Annotated in this window: 10 protein-coding genes; all 10 read right to left on the reverse strand. The window is 45.0% G+C overall.

All coding sequences use genetic code 11. From position 1 onward, the window contains the following. Window positions 1-121: 121 nt before the first annotated feature. On the reverse strand, window positions 122-1,150 hold the full coding sequence (locus OQJ75_RS01475; RefSeq protein WP_265970588.1) for an ABC transporter ATP-binding protein: 1,029 nt from the start codon (window positions 1,148-1,150) through the stop codon (window positions 122-124). After that, window positions 1,150-2,775, reverse strand: a complete 1,626-nt coding sequence (locus tag OQJ75_RS01480) for an ABC transporter permease (RefSeq protein WP_260811003.1) — start codon at window positions 2,773-2,775, stop codon at window positions 1,150-1,152. The genes OQJ75_RS01475 and OQJ75_RS01480 overlap by 1 nt, the downstream gene beginning before the upstream one ends. Before the next feature lie 244 nt (window positions 2,776-3,019). Beyond that, on the reverse strand, window positions 3,020-4,033 hold the full coding sequence (locus tag OQJ75_RS01485) for a Fe(3+) ABC transporter substrate-binding protein (RefSeq protein ID WP_265970589.1): 1,014 nt from the start codon (window positions 4,031-4,033) through the stop codon (window positions 3,020-3,022). A 295-nt stretch (window positions 4,034-4,328) separates the two neighbouring features. After that, window positions 4,329-5,558: an ammonium transporter gene (locus OQJ75_RS01490; protein ID WP_016790766.1), complete on the reverse strand. Its 1,230-nt coding sequence runs from the start codon at window positions 5,556-5,558 to the stop codon at window positions 4,329-4,331. A gap of 27 nt (window positions 5,559-5,585) precedes the next feature. Next, complete coding sequence (gene glnK, locus OQJ75_RS01495) at window positions 5,586-5,924, reverse strand: P-II family nitrogen regulator (protein WP_004738200.1); 339 nt, start codon at window positions 5,922-5,924, stop codon at window positions 5,586-5,588. Between the two features lie 239 nt (window positions 5,925-6,163). Further along, a complete protein-coding gene (locus OQJ75_RS01500; protein ID WP_248389247.1) occupies window positions 6,164-6,532 on the reverse strand; it encodes a YacL family protein in 369 nt (122 codons plus the stop codon). A gap of 267 nt (window positions 6,533-6,799) precedes the next feature. Then, window positions 6,800-9,388: a bifunctional aconitate hydratase 2/2-methylisocitrate dehydratase gene (gene acnB / locus OQJ75_RS01505; RefSeq protein WP_265970590.1), complete on the reverse strand. Its 2,589-nt coding sequence runs from the start codon at window positions 9,386-9,388 to the stop codon at window positions 6,800-6,802. Between the two features lie 272 nt (window positions 9,389-9,660). After that, window positions 9,661-11,994 carry a patatin-like phospholipase family protein gene (locus OQJ75_RS01510; protein WP_265970591.1) on the reverse strand — a complete coding sequence of 778 codons (2,334 nt, stop codon included), beginning with the start codon at window positions 11,992-11,994 and terminating at the stop codon, window positions 9,661-9,663. 38 nt (window positions 11,995-12,032) lie between these two features. After that, a complete protein-coding gene (gene mrcB, locus OQJ75_RS01515; RefSeq protein ID WP_248397744.1) occupies window positions 12,033-14,432 on the reverse strand; it encodes a penicillin-binding protein 1B in 2,400 nt (799 codons plus the stop codon). After that, on the reverse strand, window positions 14,429-16,927 hold the full coding sequence (gene hrpB / locus OQJ75_RS01520; protein ID WP_265970592.1) for an ATP-dependent helicase HrpB: 2,499 nt from the start codon (window positions 16,925-16,927) through the stop codon (window positions 14,429-14,431). The genes mrcB and hrpB overlap by 4 nt, the downstream gene beginning before the upstream one ends. Window positions 16,928-16,945: the final 18 nt, after the last annotated feature.

Consider the following 16,945-nt stretch of genomic DNA (forward strand, 5'->3'; position numbering starts at 1 on the left):
CTTAGCAAATCACTGCCTTGTTAGCCCTATAGATGAAGAACTTTTGCCCAGTACTTTAGATTAAAGTGCTGGGCTTTTTTATGATTCATCGAGAATTAACGGTACTATGAGTTGTACCTAGTTAGAAAGCTAATACGCCTTTGGTATCGACTTTTACGTTGACCGGCATACCCACTTCAAGTGCTTCTGACGAGGTTGCTAACAACTTCTGACCATGCGCTTCGATTACATAACGACAGTGATCGCCCATAAATTGCTGTTCTAGCACTGAAATAGCACTATCCTGCTCGTAACTTGCTTGGATATGCTGGGGTCTTAACAGAAGTTCACACGTATTACCGAATTCAATCTCCGTTTGCGGTTTGGCTTCAACCATACCTAAACTGGTTTCAAATTCATGCTCTGAAATACGCTGTGCATTAAGGTAGCTACCGCCGCCCAAAAAGTCTGCAACGAACTTACTCGAAGGATGGAAATACAACTCAGATGCCGAACCATACTGCTCAATCACACCGTGGTTCATTACTGCCATCTTATCTGCAAATGCGAACGCTTCTTCACGGCTATGAGTAACGAAGATAGCTGTAACACCCTGCTTCTTAAAGATCTTACGAATCTGAGAAATCAGCTCATGACGAACCTGAGTATCGATGTTTGAGAATGGTTCATCTAACAGCAATAAGTCTGGCTTGTACGCTAAAGAACGAGCAATTGCGACACGTTGTTGTTGACCACCTGAAAGTTGGTGCGGGTAGCGGTCACCAAACTCACCCAAGTGAACTAGCTCCAGCATCTCTTGAACCTTGTCTTTCTTTTGCTGCTCAGAAAGGTCTTTCAAGCCAAAACCAACATTCTGGTTTACCGTCAGGTGCGGAAACAGAGCGTAATCTTGGAAAATCATACCAATGTTACGCTGCTCTGGTGGCAACCAATTCTTGCCATCATCAATGGTTTGACAGTTTAAACTCATCACACCGCTACTCAATGGAAGTAAGCCGGCAATCGCCTTAAGTAAGGTCGTTTTACCGCAACCACTAGCACCAAGAAGACAAACAATTTCACCATGCTCAACTTCTAACGAGAGCGCTTCCAAAATGGTTTGCGACTCATACTTACAAGTCAGATCTTTAATTGATAATGCACAACTCATTAGTTTTTCTGCTCCAAGGAACGGTTTACGATGATCAGAGGAATTAAACCCACCAACACTAATAATACAGCAGGCATCGCCGCCAATTCTAGGTGCTCATCTGAGGCATAGTTATAAACATAAGTCGCCAATGTTTCGAAGTTAAAAGGACGCAGCAGCAATGCCGCATTTAACTCTTTCATTGATTCGATAAACACCAGTAAGCCAGCGATCAATGCGCCACGTTTAATCAAAGGTAAATGAACACGGCGTAACATCTGGTTGGTATTGCAACCCATGGTTTTGGAAGCCATATCCAATGAAGGGGAGACTTTACTCAAGCTACTTTCAATACTGCCAATTGCCACTGCCGAGAAGCGCACGACCATGGCAAAGATTAGCGCGAACATGGAACCAGAGAAGATCAAACCAGGTCGTCCCCACTCCATCACTTTCGCAATGTCATTGACTAAGTGATCCATGAACAAAACAGGTACCATCACACCAATCGCTAACACGGTGCCTGGAACGGCATAGCCCATAGAAGCGAGGCGCATATAAGCCTGATTTTTCTTGCTCGGGCTAACGCGTTGATTGAAGTTAACAATCATCGCGATAATCACGCCAATAATCGCAGCAACCACCGACACATAAAGGCTGTTAACGGCATACTCTCTGAATTCAGGGGTCCAGCTTTGAGCAAAATATTTGTAGGCATAAATAATGAGCTGACCAAGAGGGAACAAGAACGCAACGCAAACTAATCCCCAGCACCAAAATAGTGCCAGCCATTTTTTCCAACCAGAGAGGTTGTAACGAAAATCTTCACGGCTGCTAAATTGATTCTGGAATAGCTTCTGCTTACGGCGACTGTATCGCTCTGAGCTCAATAATAGGATCACGATAACCAGCATAATTGCCGATATTTTCGCTGCTGCCGTTAAGCTTGAGTAGCCTAGCCAAGTATCATAAACCGCAGTCGTTAAAGTATTTACCGCAAAGTAACTCACGGTTCCAAAGTCACCGATGGTTTCCATCGCAACAAGCGATAAACCGACCGCCATTGATGGACGAACAAGTGGTAAGGAGATACGACGGAAGCTTTCCCAAGGTGAGCATTTTAGCAAACGAGCGGATTGCAATAAGGAGACGTTTTGCTCCATAAATGCCGCGCGGCACAGCAAATAAACATAAGGATAGAGAACGAGAGACAAAACGATAATAGCGCCGGATAAGGTTCTAATATCCGGGAACCAATACTCTCCGGGCCCCCACCCAGTAAGGTCTCGCAGTAGCACTTGAACAGGACCAGCAAAGTCGAACCAATCGGTAAAAATATACCCAACAATATAACCCGGCATTGCTAATGGCAGGACGAGTGCCCACTGCAAAATGCGCTCTCCAGGGACACGACACATTGCCATAACCCAAGCTGACGGAATACCAAAAACTAAAGACAGGAACATGGTTCCTATGACTAAAACCACCGTATTGTAGGCATAGGTAGGCATCACTGTGGACATCAGATGAGAAAATAGCTCATCTGTTTCTCCAACAGCCGTCATAAAAATCGCTAAGATCGGTAAAACCAGTAATACAGCAATAATACCACTACTGGTGTTCCATAAATAATTCTTTTCTTTCATCGCCTAACTACAACGAGGCTTAATGAAACACAAATGCACTTGCAAATACATCTCATATCCTTTTAATGGTGGGGTTATTTATACCCATATACTCTAATGACTTCAAGGTGAGATACTAATAACTCAAGGGATCAACGGAGTGCTTTGTATCAAAAAGTGATTTTCCAATAACAAACAACCCCAAGTAGCCAAAATGGCGACTTGAGGTTGTCATTTTACTTAGGCCGAAGCCTACAGTAATAAATTATAGATCGAACTTAACTTCGTCTAATAGCTTGATTGCAGCCGCGTGGTGGTTTGCAATTTCATCTAGAGAAATAGTATCCGCTTTGAACTCACCCCATGAAGCAACAAGCTCAGAAGGTTTAACATCTGCTTTCACTGGGTATTCGTAGTTCACTTCTGCGTACATGCTTTGCGCTGTGTTACCAGATAGGAATTCCATCAGCTTAACGGCATTCTCTTCATTTGGAGAGTATTTAGCCATTGCCATACCAGAGATGTTTACGTGAGTACCTGTAGTCTCTTGGTTAGGGAAGTTAATGTAAACAGAGTCAGCCCAAGCTTTTTGCTCTTTATCATTAACCATTTTACCTAGGTAGTAGCTGTTACCAAGAGCAACATCACATAGACCTTCTTTAATCGCTTTAACTTGCGCGCGGTCGTTGCCTTGAGGCTTACGCGCTAGGTTTGCTTTTACGCCTTCTAGCCATTCTTTCGTTTCAACTTCACCTTTGTGAGCAATCATCGAAGATACTAGAGAAACATTGTATGGGTGCTTGCCACTACGAGTACAGATTTTGCCTTTAAACTCAGGCTTAGTTAGATCTTCGTAAGTGAACTCTTCACCTAGACGACCAACACGTTCACGTGAAGAATAAACGCTACGTGTACGAGTTGTTAGAGCGAACCACTCGTTATCTGTATCTTGGTATTGAGCTGGGATGTTCTTTTCAAGTACATCGCTCTCTACAGATTGAACCAGACCTTGTTTAGTTAGCTCAGATAGACGGCTGATATCGACAGTTAAGACAACGTCAGCTGGGCTGTATTCGCCCTCTTGAGCCAGCTTCTCTGCTAAACCTTTTTTAGCAAACTTAACGTTTACTTTAATGCCAGTCTCTTTTGTGAACTCTTTGAACATTGGCTCAACAAGGAAAGGTTGACGGTAAGAGTATACGTTTACTTCTTCCGCAGCCATTGCTGTCGGGGCAATTACACCACACGCTAGAGCTGAAAGTGTTAGCAGTTTTTTCATGGTAAAATCCTTTATATCGAAATGATAATCTATATCAGTTGCGTTATTATATTCATCAGTAACATAATTACAATGACGACCAACAAAAAATCCGTCTACTCAGACCATTTAAACCCTCACTTTTGTAACAAACCATTTCAACTTTGTGTCTTGTCATTCCCCTTAAACAATGAGCCTAACTTCAACGCTCGTGTTTATATATTGTGCAAGCGTAAATACAACAAAGCCCCGCAACAAGAGTTGCGGGGCTTTCTTTGTCCAACCTAACCCATTCAGATTAGGCGACGACTGTTGATTATTTTACAGAAACAAACTCAGGGTAAGCGCCGACACCACAATCGTGCATGTCCATACCTTCAAGTTCTTCATCTTCCGTTACTCGGATACCGATTGTTGCTTTAAGCACTGCCCATACTGCTAGGCTCGCACCGAATACCCATGCAAAGATTACTGCTGCACCCATTAGTTGAGCACCAAACGTCGCATCAGCGTTGCTTAGTGGCACAGCCATTAGACCGAAGAAACCACATACACCGTGTACAGAGATAGCACCTACTGGATCATCAATCTTAGCTTTGTCTAGAGCGATGATGCTGAATACAACCAATGCACCAGATACCGAACCAATCGCTACAGCAAATAGAGGTGATGGTGATAGAGGGTCTGCAGTGATTGCTACTAGGCCAGCTAACGCACCGTTTAGAATCATTGTTAGGTCTGCTTTACCCCAAGTTGTTTTACATACTAGTAGTGCTGCGATTGCGCCAGCTGCTGCTGCTGCGTTGGTGTTAAGGAAGATTTGACCTACTGCTGTTGCGTTCTCAAAATCCGAAACCATCAGTTGAGAACCGCCGTTGAAACCGAACCAACCGAACCAAAGGATAAATGTACCTAGCGTTGCAAGTGGCATGTTTGAACCAGGAATAGGGAAGATTTCACCATTCTTACCGTATTTACCTTTACGAGCGCCGAGTAGTAGAACACCAGCCAACGCTGCTGCTGCACCAGCCATGTGCACGATACCTGAACCTGCGAAGTCACTGAAACCCGCTTCTGATAGGAAACCACCGCCCCAAGTCCAGTAACCTTCAACTGGGTATATGAACGCTGTTAGTACTACAGAGAAGATTAGGAATGACCAAAGCTTCATACGCTCAGCAACCGCACCAGAAACTACAGACATTGCTGTTGCAACGAATACTACCTGGAAGAAGAAGTCTGATTCTAGAGAGTGGTCTGCACCTTCACCTTGTGTACCAATTAGAGTACCAAATGATGGCAACCAACCGCCTTCACCGTTGTCGACATACATGATGTTGTAACCAACCACTAAGAAAGCTGTACAAGCAATCGCGTACAAGCAGATGTTCTTAGTTAAAATTTCTGTGGTGTTCTTTGAACGAACTAGGCCAGCTTCTAACATCGCGAAGCCTGCTGCCATCCACATTACCAACGCACCTGAAATGAGGAAGAAAAAAGTGTCTAGTGCGTAACGTAGTTCCGTTACTGTTGTTGTAAGTTCCATATTAAAATCTCCAGTCCTTGTAATTCTTTAAAGTGCTTCAGCATCCATTTCACCAGTACGAATTCGTACGGCTTGGCTTAAGTCATACACAAAAATTTTGCCATCGCCGATTTTTCCGGTGTGTGCCGCTTGGCTAATCGCTTCAACAACTCGGTCAACATTTTCAGCTTGGGTAGCAATCTCTAGTTTCACCTTTGGTAGGAAATCCACTTGGTACTCTGCACCGCGATACAATTCAGTGTGTCCCTTCTGACGACCAAAGCCTTTCACTTCAGAAACAGTCATACCTTCAATACCCACATCAGAGAGCGCTTCGCGTACATCATCTAATTTGAATGGCTTAACAATGGCATTTATTAATTTCATATTCGTTCCTTAAATTCTTACTTAATCCGTTAATTCTCTTATTACAATCCAAGTAGCGTGCCAAAAAGTTAAGTGACTGATTTTAAACTATATAAATATAATAAGGTCGTAATAAAGAAAAAGGCCGCACCAATATGGTGCGGCCTTTTCACTATCTTAATGCGTAATGCTCTTATTGCTCCAGTTTTGGGCAACAGAGCATTCAAAGCTCTAAATAACTAACAAATAGGTGTTCAAGACTAGTAACCTAAAAAATCCATCCAGCGTTCTATGAGCCGTTCGAAATCCTCGACTCCACAGCTTGCTTGGCTTTCACAATTATAGAAGTCGAACTCACTGCCCTCTTCCATCTCTTGCTCATGCGTTAACACGTTTTCTTGAATCGTTACTTCATCTTCATTAATCGCAAGACTGATCTCTTTGCCAAGCAACGTCACTTCATTGCTCAGATCCTGTCGAGATTGCTCAATTAACGCCATCACATGTTCTAATTTCTGCCTATCTTTACCGATCTCTTCTTGAAGCCAACGGCCAACAATCTCATGGTCCATGCTGCATTTCACATAGTATTCACCCATTAGAGTGTTTCTAGTAAATTCAAATTCCATAAAGGCTCCGCGCACTAATGACAGATAGGGTTAAAAATGAGGCGAGAGTATATAGCGAAGTCATCAAGAGATCGAGTCGCTCGGCATCTAACATGCAGACATAAAAAAACGCCTACCGAAGTAGACGCTCTATCATTTGGGTTCCTCTAAATAGTTGGAGTGGCAGCTAGGCGACAAGTACGTTCATCCCTATGAGCATGGAAGCTCTATGTGATTAGGGTGAACGTACGCAGTCAACAACGCTGCCGCTACAAATATGACGAGGAACTAGGCTGGTTCTTGGAAAATAACCGTATCGGCTTTCTCTGTGTACTGACCCATTTTATGGAAGTTCAGGTAACGGTATGTATCAGCAGCCGTTGCATTAATCTTCTCAGCGTACTCTAAGTACTCTTCTTTCGTTGGGATACGACCTAGAATCGCGCCAACAGCAGAAAGCTCAGCAGAAGCCAGATAAACGTTCGCGCCATTACCTAAGCGGTTCGGGAAGTTACGAGTAGACGTAGACATTACTGTCGACTTGTCTGCAACACGTGCTTGGTTACCCATACACAGCGAACAACCCGGAGTTTCGATACGTACCCCAGCACGACCGAAGATGCCGTAATAGCCTTCTTCTGTCAGTTGGTCTTTATCCATCTTCGTTGGCGGAGCCACCCATAGGCGAGTATTTAGCGAGCCGTTAAACTCTTCTAGCATCTTACCTGCAGCACGGAAGTGACCGATGTTCGTCATACAAGAACCGATGAACACTTCTTGAATCTCAGTGCCTTGAACGTCAGAAAGAAGACGAGCATCATCTGGATCGTTTGGTGCACATAGGATTGGCTGATCGATGTCAGCAAGATCGATCTCGATAACATGAGCGTATTCCGCATCTGAATCAGCAGATAGCAACTCAGGGTTCGCTAACCACTCTTCCATTGCCGTAATACGACGCTCAATCGTACGAACATCACCGTAACCTTCAGCAATCATCCACTTAAGCATAACGATATTCGAGTTCAGGTACTCATCGATAGACTCTTGAGATAGCTTAACCGTACAACCTGCAGCAGAACGCTCAGCAGATGCATCAGAAAGCTCAAATGCTTGCTCAACAGATAAGTGCTCAACACCTTCAATTTCTAGTACACGACCAGAGAATTCATTGATCTTACCTGCTTTCTCTACCGTTAGTAGACCTTGCTTGATACCGTAAAGAGGAATGGCATGTACTAGGTCACGTAGCGTGATACCCGGTTGCATTTCACCTTTAAAGCGAACCAAGATAGATTCAGGCATATCAAGAGGCATAACGCCTGTTGCCGCAGCAAATGCTACCAAGCCAGAACCCGCAGGGAACGAAATACCTAGAGGGAAACGAGTATGCGAGTCACCACCTGTACCTACAGTATCAGGAAGAAGCATACGGTTTAGCCATGAGTGGATAACACCATCACCCGGGCGAAGTGAAACACCCGCACGGTTCATGATGAAATCAGGTAGCGTATGGTGAGTGTTTACATCGACTGGTTTAGGGTATGCAGATGTATGACAGAAAGACTGCATTACAAGGTCTGCAGAGAAACCAAGACACGCCAGATCTTTAAGCTCATCACGCGTCATCGGGCCGGTAGTATCTTGAGAACCGACTGTCGTCATTTTAGGTTCACAGTACTGACCAGCACGCACACCTTCAACGCCACATGCTTTACCAACCATCTTCTGAGCTAGCGTGTAGCCTTTATCAGATGCCGATGGGTCGATTGGTTTAGCAAACAAATCCGTTTCTTCTAGACCTAGTGCGTCACGAGCACGACCCGTTAGACCACGACCGATGATCAGTGGGATACGGCCACCAGCACGCACTTCATCAAGAAGTACTTTGCTTAGCTCAAAATTTGAAATCACAGAACCGTTCTTGTGAACAACACCTTCGTACGGGTAGATATCAATGATATCGCCCATGTTCATGTCTTGTACGTTCAGTTCAATGGGTAGTGCGCCTGAATCTTCCATTGTGTTATAGAAGATTGGTGCAATTTTACCACCAAGACAAACACCGCCAGTACGCTTGTTTGGTACGAATGGGATATCTTCACCCATGAACCAAAGTACTGAGTTTGTTGCCGATTTACGTGAAGAACCTGTACCAACAACATCACCAACGTAAGCCAGTGGAATGCCATCTTTTTGCATTTCTTCAATTTGATTGATTGGACCAACGCTACCCTGTTCATCAGGAGTAATACCATCACGTTCCATCTTCAGCATCGCTTTTGCGTGTACTGGGATATCAGGGCGTGACCATGCATCAGGCGCTGGAGATAAGTCATCGGTGTTAGTTTCACCGGTAACTTTAAATACTTTAACGGTGATCTTTTCCGCTACTTTGTTTTTCGCTGTAAACCATTCAGCATCAGCCCAAGATTGAAGCACTTGTTGCGCAAATGCATTGCCAGCTTTCGCTTTCTCTTCTACGTCATAGAACGCATCGAACATCAGTAGGGTATGAGATAGCGCTTTAACAGCGATTGGAGCAAGCTCTGCATCGTCTAGTAGAGATACTAGAGATTCGATGTTGTAACCGCCTTGCATAGTACCAAGCAGTTCTGCAGCTTTTGCTTTGCTCACTAGTGGAGAAGTTACTTCACCTTTAGTGATAGCCGTAAGAAAGCCAGCTTTTACGTAAGCAGCTTCATCTACACCCGGTGGAATGCGATTTTCTAGAAGGTCAAGAATGATTTCTTCTTCACCTTGAGGTGGATTCTTCAGAAGTTCAACTAGGCCAGCGACTTGCTCAGCATCTAGTGGTCTTGGGACAACTCCCTCGGCAGCACGTTCTTCGACGTGTTTACGGTAGGCTTCAAGCACGACTTTTTTCCTCTCATTGCGGTTCACTTCTTACCTTCATAATTATTAGTAAAATAAAGAAGTGAACATCCTTGGAAACTTGGCTCTCCATTGCCATTTTTGTCATTCAATTTGTATTGATGAGCGGCATCATAGAGGCCAAACTGTGGGCGGTAGAATAGCAAATTTAACGTTAAATTAAAATCTTATCATTTTGACCAACATAGCAAGTTAAGACGAAAGTCCCACTATTTTTGCCTAATTACGCACTTAAATGGCGACTCTACGCATGATTATTTGTAGGAAGTACCTACAATCAGATACACCGAATCGAAGTTATCTTCAGTTCGGCCATAAGCTAAAATGATCGGCCCGATTGGCGAATCGACACCCGCGAAAACAGAACCCGCGGTGTACATTGGCGCCTCATCAATACTCAAATCATTGTTCGACCAAACGCCACCATGCTCAATGGATGCACCCACGTAGAATGGTGATTCAAAGAGGCCGAAGTCATTTTCAAACCACTTATAACGATAGATAAGGCTGGTATAGGCCAAGTTCTGACCTATCATACTATTCCTTGGAATACCTGACAGGTTTAAAAAGCCACCGAGTTCTTTAGGGGCAACAGGAAAAATCGAGTTTTTACTTTCTACAATACCGTAATCAAGCTTTGCGACTAAAGTATGCTTATCGATACTCTTTGCAGCCATTAAATTAGCCGAAAACTCATAAACAGTATCGCTCTCAGACGTCAACTCTGTTTCGTTAATAGAAGTATCATTCTGAAAGTCATCATGAGAAACAAGGTACTCTAAATCGACAAAGTAACCCTTGGTCGGTAAGCTGAAATTATCCAAAGTATCCAATCGGTAACCCATGAAGCCACCAATACGCTTGTAACCACCATTGCCCAATGAAGGTAACGAAGAAACCTCAACATCCCCATCAGTATAACGAACACCAAATTTCAGCTCCTGCCACAAGGTCGGTTGATAGCCTAATGCCAATTCACCGACATATTCACTATACGTCATAGGGAGATAATCTTTCGTTACGTCCAGTGTCGGCTCTTCAATATCATCAATATTTGCGGGTAGGTTTCTGTTCTCTTTGCTGTAAACAACCGATGCCGAAGTAAACAGCTTTTGACTCGAAAAGAATGGCGAGTAAAGTTCCGCTTCAATTCGTTTGTCCGTTCCCATCTCGATATTGGTTCTTAGCTCTGCACCATGCTTATTAATATCAGTAAAGTTGGCTGAAACACCGATCGAGTACTGACTGGTAGTAGAGAAATCATCTTCAAGAAAGAATCGAAAGTTGAGATAGTTTGGACCCCAAGATTTTTCGTTCACATCGACCTTTAGTTGATCCTCGCCATCCACGGTGTCAAATTCATAAGTCACCAACTCGAATCTATCTAACGCATAGAGGTCTTGCACTTTAGATTCAATTTCACTGGTCTTTAAGATCTTACCTGAATCAAGGTTTAAGCGATTTTCGAGCAACTTATCTGAGTAGTGGGTATTGTTGTTGATAACAACCCGGTCAACGACGGTCTTATCGCCGTGTTTTAGCTGTCTGCGTGCTTTTTGTTTATCCTCTATATAATGCTGATAATCGGCATTTGAGAGCGATAGCTTGGAAAGTTCATCAGTATGCTGCTTGGCGGCTTCATAGCCAGCTAGGAAAGCCGATGGCATTTTATCAAAGTCAGTCGTCTCCATTTTCCCAACATCAGGGCGCAGGAAGACGTCATCGTCTGTTAGTGTTTCAGCTTGCTCTTGGGTGCTGCGTTGAACAAGATAATTAGAGAGTTGGTCAGCTGCGGCAAGAAAATTCGTAAAATCATCTTTGCCTTTGTAGTTGGTACTGATATCCACCGCAATGACGATGTCTGCTCCCATCGCTCTGGCAACGTCGACTGGCATGTTATTGGTGACACCACCATCAACTAGCATTCGACCATCTAGGGCATAAGGGGGAAGAGCCCCAGGAACTGACATACTGGCCATCATGGCATCAACAAGGTGACCATGGTCGATGACCACCTCTTCAAGTTCGATGATGTCGGTTGCGACAGAACGGTATGGGATAGCAAGATGGTCGAAAGAATCGAATGAGGATAGATTACCTGTGGTCTCGCGCAGAATACGCAACATATTCTGGCCTTGCACCACCCCTTTCCTTGCTTTGATTTCGCCCCAACCTAAGCCGAGATCGGTGTTCAATTGATAGCGATCTTCATACTCTTTATCACGCACACGGCGATCACTACGGTTAACGCGGTCGCGATAGCCACGATTCCAATCGACCGTATAAATAAAGCTCTCGATCTCGTCTGCGCTCATCCCTGTCGCATAAAGACCACCAACATATGAGCCCATACTAGTGCCGGTAATGTAATCAACCGGGATTTGCATCTCTTCTAGGGCTTTAAGCACACCAATGTGAGCTGCACCCTTTGCCCCACCCCCCGCAAGAACGACAGCAACGGTTGGCCTTTTACTAACTTGTTCAGCCTGCTGAGGTTGATCAACCTGTGTCGCGGTGGATGCAAACAGTTGAAAACTGATCACTGTACCTACAACACCTAAGCTGCTCACTAACCAACGAGAAATCATTCTTTAAACTATCCTTGTCATTGTTTTCTGTTACGACTTTACCACTGAAAAAGCTTCTTTAGCCACTGTTTTGATTGACTTTCACAGCCCTTTTTAATGTTCCCGCTTTCATCCCAAACTGGCAATTTAACGGTACCATCACAGTCAAACTCTAAAGCGCCTTCGGGAGTTCGAGTAAAGCTGGCAGTCGCAATCCCTGTCGGCCAAGGCAGCAATAACTGCTCGGGCGTTCTTTGCTTCAGGTAATCAGCATAGACACGCAGCGCACCGCTCGAACCAGTAAGCTTAGTCGGCTTATTGTCATCACGCCCTAGCCAAATTGTGGTTACTTCACGTCCATCCACACCAACAAACCAACTGTCTCGGCTATCGTTACTGGTTCCCGTTTTACCGGCTAACCCTGCCCATGCAAACTGACCTTGTAGGAAGCGACCAGTACCTTCCGACACTCCACGTTTCATCGCATAGGTTGTTAGCCAAGCGGCTTGTTGGTCAACACTTTGTGATACGCGAGGAATCGATTGATACAGAACCTCGCCATCGTTATCAACGACAGAGCGAAGTGCAGACAAAGGTGCAATACGACCAGAGTTGGTAATGGTTTGGTACATCTGCGCGACTTGGAATGGAGTCAGTGAAAACGAACCCAAAAACATCGACGGTACTGGACGAATTTCATTTTTATCGACACCCAACTTTCCAATGGTATCTGAAACGCTATCAATGCCTAATTGCATGCCTAAACGAACGGTAGGTACGTTGTAAGACTTAGAAAGCGCCACATACAAGGGCACATCGCCACGGAACTTACGATCGAAGTTTCTTGGGCTCCATACGCTACCTTTACTGCCTTTCAAGCTCAGTGGAGTGTCCTTCAATGTTGTCGCCAACGTGTATTTCTGGGGTTGTTCCAATGCGGTTAAGTAGATTGCAGGCTTAACCAAAGAACCAATAGGACGACTCGCGTTCAAGGCACGGTTAAAGCCATCGTAGCCAGTACGCTTACCACCGACCATCGCTCGGATTTCACCGGTATTTCTATCCACGGCAATAGCCGCAGCTTCCAGTTTGTTACCTGCGGTTTTCGATAAATCAGGCACCTTGCGAGCAATCGACTTCTCTAACTTGTCTTGAGAGACCGGATCCAGAGAGGTGAAGACTCGAATCCCTTTTTTCGCCTCAAATCGGTCGCCGACATACTTCTTAAGCTCAATGTTTACTTGTTGGAAGTAAGCTGGCTGACGGCTAGCAATGCGTGGGTTGTCTTGAATATCCAAATCACGACTCGCCGCCTCTTCGTATTGTCGCGGAGTTAATATGTCTTGCTGCATCAACAAGCGAAGAACCAGATCTCGTCGAGTCTTAGTACGCTCAGGATAACGAACCGGATTGTAATACGATGGCCCTTTCACCATACCAACAAGCAGTGCTAGCTGATCGATGCGGAGCTCTTGAATTGGCTGTCCGAAGTACAAGCGAGATGCTAAACCGAAACCATGGATCGCTTGCCCACCATTTTGCCCAAGATAAACCTCGTTTAAATAAGCCTCTAGGATACGGTCTTTGCTGTAACGATGGTCCAAAATAAGTGCAATGTAAGCTTCACGAACCTTACGCCACAATGTACGTTCACTCGACAGGAACAGGTTTTTTGCCAGCTGTTGTGTCAGCGTACTACCACCTTGTACCGTTCGCCCGGCTTTGACGTTAACGACCATTGCACGAGCGATGGCCAGTGGCGACACACCATCGTGTTGATAGAAGTTTCGGTCTTCGGTTGCTAATAAGGCATCAACCATCACTTCTGGGAATTGATTACGTTTTAAGAACAGGCGCTGCTCATCGTTACTTTTCTCAAGCATGCCAAGCATTTTCGGTTCAACACGCAGATAACCCATGTCACCTTTCTTCTCTAGCGACTGAATACGAGTTAACTCGTTACCGTTGAAATGCAGCATCACATGACGATCCGCTTCCGGTCCATCGACAAACTCGAATGGACGACGAATCATTTCAATCTTGGTTGAAGAAGAAGAGTATTCGCCAGGGTGACGAGGAGCATTCACCTTACGATAATTAAGTACATCGAGCTCATTCTTAACCTGTACCAAACTTACCGGAGTTCCCGGAGACAGGTCTAGCACTCGCGCATAAACGACCGTTGGCAAATCAAACAATTGACCTTCAAAACGCTGTTTGACCACAGAATCAAGATAAATGCCGACGAACAACAGCAATGCCGCAAGCGCCAAGCCCGCTTTCCAAGAAATGCCCCATAGGATCTTCAGCCAACCTCTGTTGCCCGTTTTCTTGGTCTTTGCCTTACTTTTCTTCGCGGCTGCTCTAGGCTTTCTTGGCTTGGCTTTTGTCGCTGGTGACTTCTTTGCTGGCGCTTTTTTAGGTGGTGCCTTTTTCGGCGTTAACATTTTGGTCATCATCGATTCAACTGTCGTTTGGTTTTAGTGGTTGCTACATGATTAGCAGGGTCATCCGGCCAAGGATGTTTTGGGTAACGGCCTTTCATTTCTTTTTGTACTTCTTTGTACGCGCCAGCCCAAAAGCCGGCTAAATCTTGAGTAATTTGCAGTGGTCGCTGTGCTGGAGAAAGTAGCTCAAGCACTACTTTTTTACGCCCTTGCGCGATCAATGGCGAGTCTTGTTCTCCAAAGACTTCCTGCATTCGCACTGAGATCACTGGTTCAGACTGATATTGATAACGAATAGCCTTCTTACTGCCTGTCGGCATCAGATAGTGCGTTGGCAGCCATTGGTCGATTTCTTGATTCAAAGGCCAGCCAAGATAAGCAGACAATGCCTGTTCAATCGAAACACTAGCCAGCCCTTTTGCCGACTTAATGCCATTCAGATAGGGTGATAGCCACTCATCAAGGTGTTCAATTAAACTCGCGTCATCCATCGCTGGCCAATCATGCTCTGGCATCCAAAGTTCTGCACAGCGTACACGCTCAACCAACTGCTTAGCCGAAAGTGTCCAATGTAAGCGATCCAATCCGCATCGAGCGACATAATTGAGCAGCGCTTGGCTCACCTGATTAGCATCGGGATCGGGTAAAGCTTTGGTACTGATAATCAACTTACCCAAAGACACTCGCTGCTCGGCAACTAAACGGCCACGTTTCTCATCCCAATCGGCGTAATCGGAACGCACAAACAGTTTTGGAAATTCAGATTCTAACTGCGAGATATCAACCGAAGTGGCTAAGAAAATTTGACTGGCTCGCCCTGTACTGCGCATTAAATCAATCACTACGACATAGTCATTGTTCGCCAATGGGTCATCGTCACGAACCTCAGCGCCATGACCATTCGCCAGAAGGAAAGCATTGCTGGTCGCGCTTCTCACTTGTGCAATCCGATCTGGAAAGGCAAAACAAAGCACTAATGGTAGCAATGATTCGTCGACTTGTGACAAATCTAAGTGATGATTGAGTTTGCTCGCGAGACTTTTCGCTCGCTGCATCACCACGCTATTTTTCGAGTGTTTTCTTTGCTTAAGTCGATGCAAAGAGTGCTGAATATCGGTGACGTTGCGTTCAGGCTCTTCAAGCAAAGCAGCGGCAACAATCGCGACATTCAATAAAGCGGAACTACCTTGTTGTGCTTTAACCAACATACTGGCAATACGAGGCTCTAAACCTAAACGTTGGGCCTGTTTTCCTAATGCCGTAAATTGACCATTATCGTCTAACAATTCAAGAGTCTGTAAGAGTTGCTTGGCTTGTCCAATAGAAGCTTTTGGTGGAACGTCTAACCATTGCAGATCATCGGCACTCACAGCCCCCCATTGCGTCAATTCAGACACTAGCGAAGATAAGTCAGAATGAAGAATCTCAGGTTCTGGTACAGCAAGTTGCTGCATCAGCTGCGTTTCGCTGTACAAACGAACGCACAAGCCCTCTTCAATTCGTCCCGCTCGACCCGCTCGTTGTTCAGCAGAAGACTGAGAGATTTTCACTTGCTCAAGCTTAGTTATGCCGGTTTTAAGATCGAACTTCGCCACACGTTCAAGCCCGGAATCGACCACCAATCGAATACCTTCAATCGTCAAAGAAGTCTCAGCAATATTGGTCGCTAACACCACCTTTCGACGCCCTTTCTCTGATGGCGCGATCGCTTTCTGCTGTTGAGAAAAGCTGAGTTGGCCATACAAAGGACACACATCGATATCGCTAGCGAGTTGTTCCAGTTGAGATTCGACTTGCTTAATCGCAGAAACGCCCGGTAAGAAGGCTAAAAGTGAGCCTGACTCTTTCTCCATCAGAGAGCGAATCACGTTGGCCATTTTAGGAGCTAGATATTCATTGGCAGTCAAAGGCTGGTAACGGAAATCGACCGGAAAAGTACGACCTTGTGATTCAACGTATTTGGCATTCGGTAGCAAAGATTGCAGCGCTTGTTGATCTAAGGTTGCCGACATCACAACCACTTTTAGATCGTCACGCAACGCATCTTGGATCTCTAAGCTAAAGGCCAATGCGGTATCTGCATGAATACTGCGCTCGTGAAATTCATCAAAGATCACCATATCAACTCCAGTCAATTCAGGGTCGGTTTGGATCATTCTGGTCATGATCCCTTCGGTGACGATTTCCAAGCGAGTTGAACTACTGGTTTTAGATTCACCACGAACTCTAAAACCAATGCTCTCTCCCACCTTTTCTCCCAATTGATTCGCTAAGTAAGTAGCAATATTCCTTGCCGCCAAACGCCTCGGTTCAAGCATGATAATTTTACCTTGAACGGCGTTGGTCTTAACTAACTGTAAAGGGAAGAATGTTGACTTACCCGCACCGGGAGCGGCCTTTAGAATAAGTTGAGTGTGTGTTTCTACGCCAGCGAGCAGATCTGGCATCACAGCTTCTATGGGCAGTTGTGGCAATGGGAGAACCTTGTGGTGTAATGTTGGCAACATTGTACATAAAAACCTACC

Origin of the sequence: Vibrio sp. 14G-20, from assembly GCF_026241515.1 — a bacterium.
Classification (GTDB): domain Bacteria; phylum Pseudomonadota; class Gammaproteobacteria; order Enterobacterales; family Vibrionaceae; genus Vibrio.

Excerpts from the sequence above, each read along its gene's own strand:
- OQJ75_RS01475 (WP_265970588.1), bottom strand. The coding sequence starts at position 1,150 with ATGAGTTGTGCATTATCAATTAAAGATCTGACTTGTAAGTATGAGTCG.
- OQJ75_RS01480 (WP_260811003.1), bottom strand. The coding sequence starts at position 2,775 with ATGAAAGAAAAGAATTATTTATGGAACACCAGTAGTGGTATTATTGCT.
- OQJ75_RS01485 (WP_265970589.1), bottom strand. The coding sequence starts at position 4,033 with ATGAAAAAACTGCTAACACTTTCAGCTCTAGCGTGTGGTGTAATTGCC.
- OQJ75_RS01490 (WP_016790766.1), bottom strand. The coding sequence starts at position 5,558 with ATGGAACTTACAACAACAGTAACGGAACTACGTTACGCACTAGACACT.
- glnK (WP_004738200.1), bottom strand. The coding sequence starts at position 5,924 with ATGAAATTAATAAATGCCATTGTTAAGCCATTCAAATTAGATGATGTA.
- OQJ75_RS01500 (WP_248389247.1), bottom strand. The coding sequence starts at position 6,532 with ATGGAATTTGAATTTACTAGAAACACTCTAATGGGTGAATACTATGTG.
- OQJ75_RS01510 (WP_265970591.1), bottom strand. The coding sequence starts at position 11,994 with ATGATTTCTCGTTGGTTAGTGAGCAGCTTAGGTGTTGTAGGTACAGTG.
- mrcB (WP_248397744.1), bottom strand. The coding sequence starts at position 14,432 with ATGATGACCAAAATGTTAACGCCGAAAAAGGCACCACCTAAAAAAGCG.
- hrpB (WP_265970592.1), bottom strand. The coding sequence starts at position 16,927 with ATGTTGCCAACATTACACCACAAGGTTCTCCCATTGCCACAACTGCCC.